Origin of the sequence: Streptacidiphilus neutrinimicus, assembly GCF_000787815.1 — a bacterium.
GTDB lineage: Bacteria > Actinomycetota > Actinomycetes > Streptomycetales > Streptomycetaceae > Streptacidiphilus > Streptacidiphilus neutrinimicus.
Window position 1 is genome coordinate 28,180 of sequence record NZ_BBPO01000071.1, and the last position, 6,926, is coordinate 35,105.

A 6,926-nucleotide genomic window follows, 5' to 3' on the forward strand; every position below is an offset into this window, starting at 1 on the left:
GGCGTACTCCTCGACCATGTGGATCAGCACCCAGCGCAGCGAGACCCGGCCGCGCCAGGAGTCCTGGCCGGTCAGGTCCAGGTCGGGCGCGGCGGCGGTGAAGGACCGCGCGAAGGCGACCTCCTCGCGCCAGGCCGCCCACGCGGCCGCGATCAGCGCCGGGTCGCCCGTCGCGGCGTCGAAGTCGGCGTCCGGCCATTCCGGCGTGGCATAACGGTCCGGCACTTCCTGCCCGGCGAGCGCCCGCCGGAACCAGCGCCGTTCGACGTCGGCGAGGTGCCGGACCAGGCCGAGCAGCGACAGCGTCGACGGCGGCACCGAGCGATCGGCCAGCTCCGCCCCGAGGCCGGCGCACTTCGCCTCGAGCGTCGCCCGCTGGGCGTCCAGGACCCCGGTCAGCACCTCCCGCTCGTCCCCGACGGTCGGGGTCCCGAACCGGGGATCGCTCTCGGCGCCCCCGAACAGCTCCGCCCGCCTGCGAGGGTGGGTCATCGATCGGCATCCTTTCGGCCGCCTGCCGCTCCTGCGCTCGCACCCTAAGGCCCCGTCGCCGCCCCGCGCTGCCCTGGGTCAAGATTCGGTAATGATTTTCATCCCACACCCATTCGGGCTAGGTATGAAAACCGTTTCCATTTAACCTGGACGGGTCAGCTTCGGCCACGTCTGCCCCTGGGGGTCCTCCACCATGCGCTCGTCCGTCCCCTCCCGTCCGGTCGCCCGCCGCCCGTCGCGCGGGGCTCTCGGCGGTGCGGTGATCGCCCTGGTGGCGACGGTCAGCGCATGCGCGACCACGGCTCCGCCCGGCTCCCGCTCGGCTTCCGGGTCCGGTGTGGCGCGGGGTGGCGGCGGGGTGATCCAGGTGGTGGCGGCGGAGAACTTCTGGGGCTCCATAGCCACCCAGTTGGGCGGCTCGCACGTGCACGTGAGCAGCGTCATCACGAATCCGGACACCGATCCGCACTCCTACGAGCCGACCGCCGCGGACGCGCGCACGGTCACCGGCGCGCAGTACGTGATCGTCAACGGCATCGGCTACGACGCGTGGGCCGACAAGCTGCTGGCGACCAACCCGGGCAGCGGCCGCAGCGAACTGAAGGTCGGCGACCTGGTCGGGATCCAGCCCGGCGGCAACCCGCACCGCTGGTACTCACCGGCGAACGTGCACCAGGTGATCGAGAGGATCACGGCCGACTACCAGCGGATCGACCCTGCCGACGCCGCCTACTTCGAGCAGCGGAAGCAGACCTTCGAGGCCCAGACCCTGGCGCAGTACGACCAGCTGATCTCGGACATCAGGGCGAAATACGCCGGCACTCCGATCGGGGCCTCGGAGTCCATCGTCACCCCGCTCGCCGAGGGCCTGGGGCTGAGGATGATGACGCCGGAGACGTTCCTGGACGCGATGAGCGAGGGCACCGACCCGACCGCTGCGGACAAGGCGACGATCGACCAGCAGATCAAGGCCAAACAGATCAAGGTCTACGTCTACAACAGCCAGAACTCCACCCCCGACGTGGTCGCCCAGGTGAAGCTGGCCAGGTCCGAGGGCATCCCGGTCTCCACCGTGACCGAGACCCTCGCCCCCGCGGGCGACACGTTCGAGCAGTGGCAGACCACCGAACTGGAGGGGCTGGAGCAGGCCCTCCACCAGGCCACCGGGAAGTGAGGACGCACGTGAACCCTGTCGTGGCGGCCGAGCCGCAGCACAACGCGGAGCGCCGAGACCCCTCCTCCGCCCCTTCGTCCGCGGCGTCCGAGGCGTCCGAGGCGTCCGCGGCGGACGGCCAGGCCGAGCCGGTGCTGTCCCTGTCCGGCGCGGCGGTGCGCGTCGGCGGCCGCACGCTCTGGTCCGGCGTCGACCTCGAGGTCCAGGCCGGGGAGTTCGTCGCCGTGCTCGGCCCGAACGGCGTCGGCAAGTCGACCCTGATCAAGGTGCTGCTCGGGATCATGCCCGCAGCCGAGGGCGAGATACGCGTGCTCGGCCGCCGCCCCGGCGAGGCCGGCAGCCGCGTCGGCTATCTGCCGCAGCGCCGCAGCTTCGACCCCGACCTGCGCATCCGCGGCGTCGACGTGGTCCGGATGGGTCTGGACGGCGACCGCTGGGGCGTGCCGCTGCCGTGGTCCCGCGACCGGCGTGAGCAGCAGCGGCGCGTCTACGAGGTCATCGAGCTGGTCGGCGCGTCCGCCTACGCCCACCGCCCGATCGGCCAGTGCTCCGGAGGCGAGCAGCAGCGGCTGCTGATCGCCCAGGCGCTCGTCCGCCGTCCCGAGGTGCTGCTGCTGGACGAGCCCCTGGACAGCCTGGACCTGCCCAACCAGAGCGCGGTCGCCGCGCTGATCGGCCGCATCTGCCACCAGGAGAACGTGGCGGTCGTCATGGTCGCCCACGACGTCAACCCGATCCTGCACCACCTCGACCGCGTCGTGTACATCGCCGAGGGCGGCGCGGTGTGCGGGCCGCCCAGCGAGGTCATCAACTCCGAGACGCTGACCCGCCTCTACCGCACCCCGGTGGAGGTGCTCTCCACGCAGGACGGCCGCCTCGTCGTGGTCGGCCAGCCCGAGGCCCCCGCCGTCCACACCGACCGCCACGGCCATGGTCACGGTCACGGCCACGGCGACCGTCGCGCAGACCGTCACGCGGGGTGAGCTGAGATGGAGTCACCGGTCTTCTCCTGGAACCCGCTCTACGACTTCCAGTTGATGTGGTCCTACCCGTTCATGGTCAACGCCTTCCGTGCGGGCGCGATCGTGGCCGTCGTCGCGGGCGCCGTCGGCTGGTTCATGGTGCTGCGGCGGCAGACCTTCGCCGGGCACACGCTCTCCGTCGTCGCCTTCCCCGGCGCGGCGCTGGCGACGCTGGCCGGATTCAGCCTGAGCCTCGGCTACTTCGGCTTCTGCGTCGCCGCCGGGCTGGTGCTGGCCCTGATGCGGCGTGGCCGCGAGCCTGGCGGCTCGGAGGAGTCGGCCGCCACCGGGGTCGTCCAGGCGTTCCTGCTGGCCTGCGGCTACCTGTTCATGGCCCTCTACAAGGGCCTGCTGGAGGGGCCGCAGGCACTGCTCTTCGGCAGCTTCCTCGGGATCACCACCGGGCAGGTCGCCACGCTCGCCGTCGCCGGGCTCGCCGTCCTGCTCGCGTTGGCGGTCCTCGGTCGCCCGCTGCTGTTCGCCTCCGTCGACCCGCAGGTCGCGGCCGCGCGCGGGGTGCCCGTGCGCGCCCTGTCGGTCGCCTTCCTGGTGCTGCTGGGTGTGGCGACGGCGGAGGCGGCGCAGATCACCGGCGCGCTGCTCGTCTTCGCGCTGATGGTGCTGCCCGCGGCGACGGCGCAGGTGCTGACGGCCCGCCCGGGCCTGAGCCTGCTGCTGACCGTGATCCTCGGCTTCGCCGTCACCTGGGCGGGCCTGGTCGCCGCCTTCTACCGGCCCTACCCGCTCGGCTTCTTCGTGACTTCGTTCGCCTTCGGGCTGTTCCTGCTCGCGCACGCCGCGCGCTTCACGGCGCGGGCGCTGGAGCGTCGGCGTGACGCCCTGGGCGCCGCCTTCGCCGGGGGTGCGGCATGAGCCTCCTGCTCGCCTCGGCGGACTCCGCGGGCGCGGCCTCGGCCTGGTCCCAGCCCTTCTTCCACCACGCGCTGCTGGCGGGCACGTCCATCGCGCTCGCGGCCGGGCTCGTCGGCTACTTCCTGGTGCTGCGCGCACAGATCTTCACCGGTGACGCGCTCAGCCACGTCGCCTTCACCGGCGCGATGGCCGCGCTGGCGGGCGGCTACGACCTGCGGCTGGGGCTCTTCGTCTCCTGCGTCCTGGTCGGGCTGCTGCTGGCCGGGGTCGGCCGCCGCGGCAAGGCGGACGACGTCGTCATCGGCAGCGCCTTCGCCTGGGTGCTCGGCCTCGGCTCGTTCTTCCTGACCCTCTACACGACCTCCGCCAGCGGCAGCGGCAACGGCGGCGCAGGCACCTCGGTGCTCTTCGGTTCCATCTTCGGCCTGGACGGCGGTCAGACCCTGGTCGCGGTGCTGATCGCGCTCGCGGTCTCGCTCGCCGTCCTGCTGATCGCCCGGCCGCTGCTCTTCGCCACCCTCGACGAGAACGTCGCCGCCGCGCGCGGCGTCCCGGTCAAGGCCCTCGGCCTGGGCTTTCTCGCCCTCGTCGGCGTCACCGCCGGCGAGGCGACGCAGGCCGTCGGGTCCCTGCTGCTGCTCGGCCTCCTCGCCGCCCCGGCCGGTACGGCGATCCGTCTCACCAACCGCCCGTTCCGCGGCCTCGCCCTGGCGGGTGGCCTGGCCGTCGGCGAGATGTGGGTGGGTCTGGCCGTCGCGGCCTGGATCCCGCAGTGCCCGCCCAGCTTCGCCATCATGACCGCGGCCACCGTCGCGTACGCGGCCACCTGGCTGCGCCCGCGGCGGGACCGGCGGCCCTCGGCTCTCGCGACCGCCGAGAGCTGAGCGCGTCGCCGGGCGGCGGCGGCTGAGCAGCTCGGCCAGGCCGGGCAGGCCGGGCGCGTCGGGCAGGTCGCCACGCCGGGCACGTCGGGCACGTCGGGCAGGCCGGGCCGAGCCGGTGATCATCCGGCCGAAGCGCGATCACTCCTCCTGCGCCGTAACCGAGTTACCGTGTTCGTGGCCGATCGGGGGAGGGGGCCTGAATGCGGTTGGGCGTGTTCGGCCCGTTGGAGGTCCGGACGGGAGCGGGGGAGCGCGCCGTCGTCGCCGCGCCGGAGCAGCGGACCGTGCTGGCCTGGCTGGCGCTGCGCGCCCACCACGCCGTCTCGGCCGATGCGCTGATGAGTTCGTCTGGCTGGACCGGCAGCCGGCGAACGCGAGCCGGCGAACGCGAGCCGGCGATCCTGAACTACGTGGGCCGCCTGCCCCGGAATCTGCTGGACGCCGCCGAGCGGGTGCAGACGACCGCGGAACCCGGTGGCGATCGCAGCCCGTACACGATCCCGGCCGCACCGACGATGCCGACGACCAGTCGCCGTTTCCCCACCGTCGCGCCCCCCTCCGTCGTTCCGATCTGTTCCGTCGCGTTCCGTCCGGTGCGCCCTGCGGCGGGCCGGACGCTGGGCGGCGGCGCCAACGCCGATCTGTCGCCGCGCTGTCGCGGCTGGTGAAGAGGGCTCGTCGACCGCCCCCGTCGAGTGGTTCCGCGGGCCGGCCGGTGCGGTGTCACGGCGCGGGATCATGTCGCGTGACTCGATCTTGGGTGTCCGCGCCGGGTCGTACTCTGGCGGGTATGGCGAAGAGTGGCGTGTCCGTGACCGCAGGCGCTGCCGGTGGGCCCGGGTTCAAGAAGGCGGCGTTCCCGAAGACGCAGACGGCGAGAGTGCGCCAGGCACGGAGGATCAACCGCGCGCTGGCGGAGGTCTACCCCTACGCGCATCCGGAGCTCGACTTCGAGAACCCGTTCCAGCTGTTGGTGGCGACGGTGCTGTCCGCGCAGACGACGGACCTGCGGGTGAACCAGACGACGCCGGCGCTGTTCGCGAAGTACCCCACCCCGGCGGCCATGGCGGACGCCAACCCGGAGGAGTTGGAGGAGCTGATCCGGCCCACCGGCTTCTTCCGGAACAAGGCCAAGGCCGTGATGGGTCTGTCCGCCGCGCTGCGTGACGACTTCGGCGGCGAGGTGCCGGGCCGCCTGGAGGATCTGGTCACCCTGCCCGGCGTCGGCCGCAAGACCGCCAACGTCGTACTCGGCAACGCCTTTGGCGTCCCGGGCATCACCGTCGACACCCACTTCGGCCGCCTGGCCAAGCGCTTCGGCTGGACCGAGTCCGACGACCCGGTCAAGGTCGAGCAGGAGGTCGGCGAACTGGTCGAGAAGCGCGAGTGGACCATGCTCTCCCACCGCGTCGTCTTCCACGGCCGCCGCATCTGCCACTCGCGGCGGCCCGCCTGCGGGGCCTGCCCGATCGCGCGCCTCTGCCCCTCCTACGGCGAGGGCGAGACCGACCCGGTGAAGGCGGAGAAGCTGCTCAAGTACGAGAAGGGCGGCCAGCCCGGCCAGCGGCTCAAGCCGCCCGCCGACTACCCGGGCGAGGCCGCTGCCCGGGCCGCCGCCCACGGCGGTCCGACGCCTGACACCGCCGACGGCGAGGCCGGCGGCGCGGGGGTGGACGCGTGAGCGCGTCCGCGGCGCTGGGGGTGCGCAGGGAGGGGATCCCGGACTGGCTGGTGCCCGTGCGCGAGGTCGCCGAGTCCGTGCAGCCGCGGCAGCTGAGCCGGTTTCTTCCGCCCGCGCAGGGCGGTCGGCGGTCGGCCGTGCTGGTGCTGTTCGGCGAGTCCCCGGGCGGCCAGGGCCCGGACCTGCTGCTGATCGAGCGCGCCCGACGGTTGCGCTCCCACGCCGGCCAGCCCTCCTTCCCCGGCGGCGCCCTCGACCCTGAGGACGGCGATCCTGAGGGCGAGGGCCGGATCCGCGCCGCCCTGCGCGAGGCCCGCGAGGAGACCGGCCTCGACCCGGACGGCGTGCAGGTCTTCGGCGTGCTGCCGGACCTCTACATCCCGGTCAGCGACTTCGTGGTCACGCCGGTGCTCGGCTGGTGGCACACGCCCACCCCCGTCGCGCCCGTGGACGAGGGCGAGGTGGCCGAGGTCTTCCGCGCCCCCGTCGCCCGCCTCGCGGACCCGGCGAACCGGGCCCGGGTGCGGCACCCGAGCGGTTTCCGTGGCCCGGCCTTCCAGATCGACGGCCACGTGATCTGGGGCTTCACGGCCGGCGTGATCGACCGGCTGCTCCACCACGCGGGCTGGGAGCGGCCCTGGGACCACAACGGCCGCGAGGTCGAGCTCGGCGACCCGTCCGTCTTCGCCTCCCGCGAGGAACAGCAGCGCGCCCGCGAGCTGATGCGCGACGGCGCGCTGCCGCCCGCTGACGTCGGCACGGACTGACCACCGGGGCGGGTCCGGCGCGCTGTGCCGCGT

General features: G+C 73.4%; 8 protein-coding genes. 7 read left to right on the top strand and 1 reads right to left on the bottom strand.

The annotated features are described in order from the left end of the window. A partial coding sequence (locus TR48_RS31130; RefSeq protein ID WP_042373650.1) for a DinB family protein occupies positions 1 to 492 on the bottom strand: 492 nt, incomplete at its 3' end. 193 nt (positions 493 to 685) lie between these two features. On the opposite strand from TR48_RS31130, the gene TR48_RS31135 reads away from it, so the two are divergent. From TR48_RS31135 to TR48_RS31165, 7 genes are all read left to right on the top strand, one after another. After that, entirely contained in the window at positions 686 to 1,666 is a 981-nt protein-coding gene (locus tag TR48_RS31135) for a metal ABC transporter solute-binding protein, Zn/Mn family (RefSeq protein WP_042373652.1), read from the top strand. 8 nt (positions 1,667 to 1,674) lie between these two features. After that, positions 1,675 to 2,649: a metal ABC transporter ATP-binding protein gene (locus TR48_RS31140; protein ID WP_236652416.1), complete on the top strand. Its 975-nt coding sequence runs from the start codon at positions 1,675 to 1,677 to the stop codon at positions 2,647 to 2,649. A 6-nt stretch (positions 2,650 to 2,655) separates the two neighbouring features. Continuing rightward, positions 2,656 to 3,561: a metal ABC transporter permease gene (locus tag TR48_RS31145; RefSeq protein WP_042373654.1), complete on the top strand. Its 906-nt coding sequence runs from the start codon at positions 2,656 to 2,658 to the stop codon at positions 3,559 to 3,561. Continuing rightward, positions 3,558 to 4,445: a metal ABC transporter permease gene (locus tag TR48_RS31150; protein ID WP_042373656.1), complete on the top strand. Its 888-nt coding sequence runs from the start codon at positions 3,558 to 3,560 to the stop codon at positions 4,443 to 4,445. Before TR48_RS31145 ends, TR48_RS31150 begins: the two co-directional genes overlap by 4 nt. Positions 4,446 to 4,729: 284 nt before the next feature. Beyond that, positions 4,730 to 5,113, top strand: a complete 384-nt coding sequence (locus TR48_RS31155; RefSeq protein WP_152628288.1) for a hypothetical protein — start codon at positions 4,730 to 4,732, stop codon at positions 5,111 to 5,113. 122 nt (positions 5,114 to 5,235) lie between these two features. Continuing rightward, complete coding sequence (gene nth, locus TR48_RS31160) at positions 5,236 to 6,126, top strand: endonuclease III (RefSeq protein WP_084729907.1); 891 nt, start codon at positions 5,236 to 5,238, stop codon at positions 6,124 to 6,126. Then, the gene (locus tag TR48_RS31165) at positions 6,123 to 6,893 is read left to right on the top strand and encodes an NUDIX hydrolase (RefSeq protein WP_084729908.1); all 771 of its coding nucleotides are present in this window, start codon (positions 6,123 to 6,125) and stop codon (positions 6,891 to 6,893) included. The genes nth and TR48_RS31165 overlap by 4 nt, the downstream gene beginning before the upstream one ends. Positions 6,894 to 6,926 lie beyond the last annotated feature (33 nt).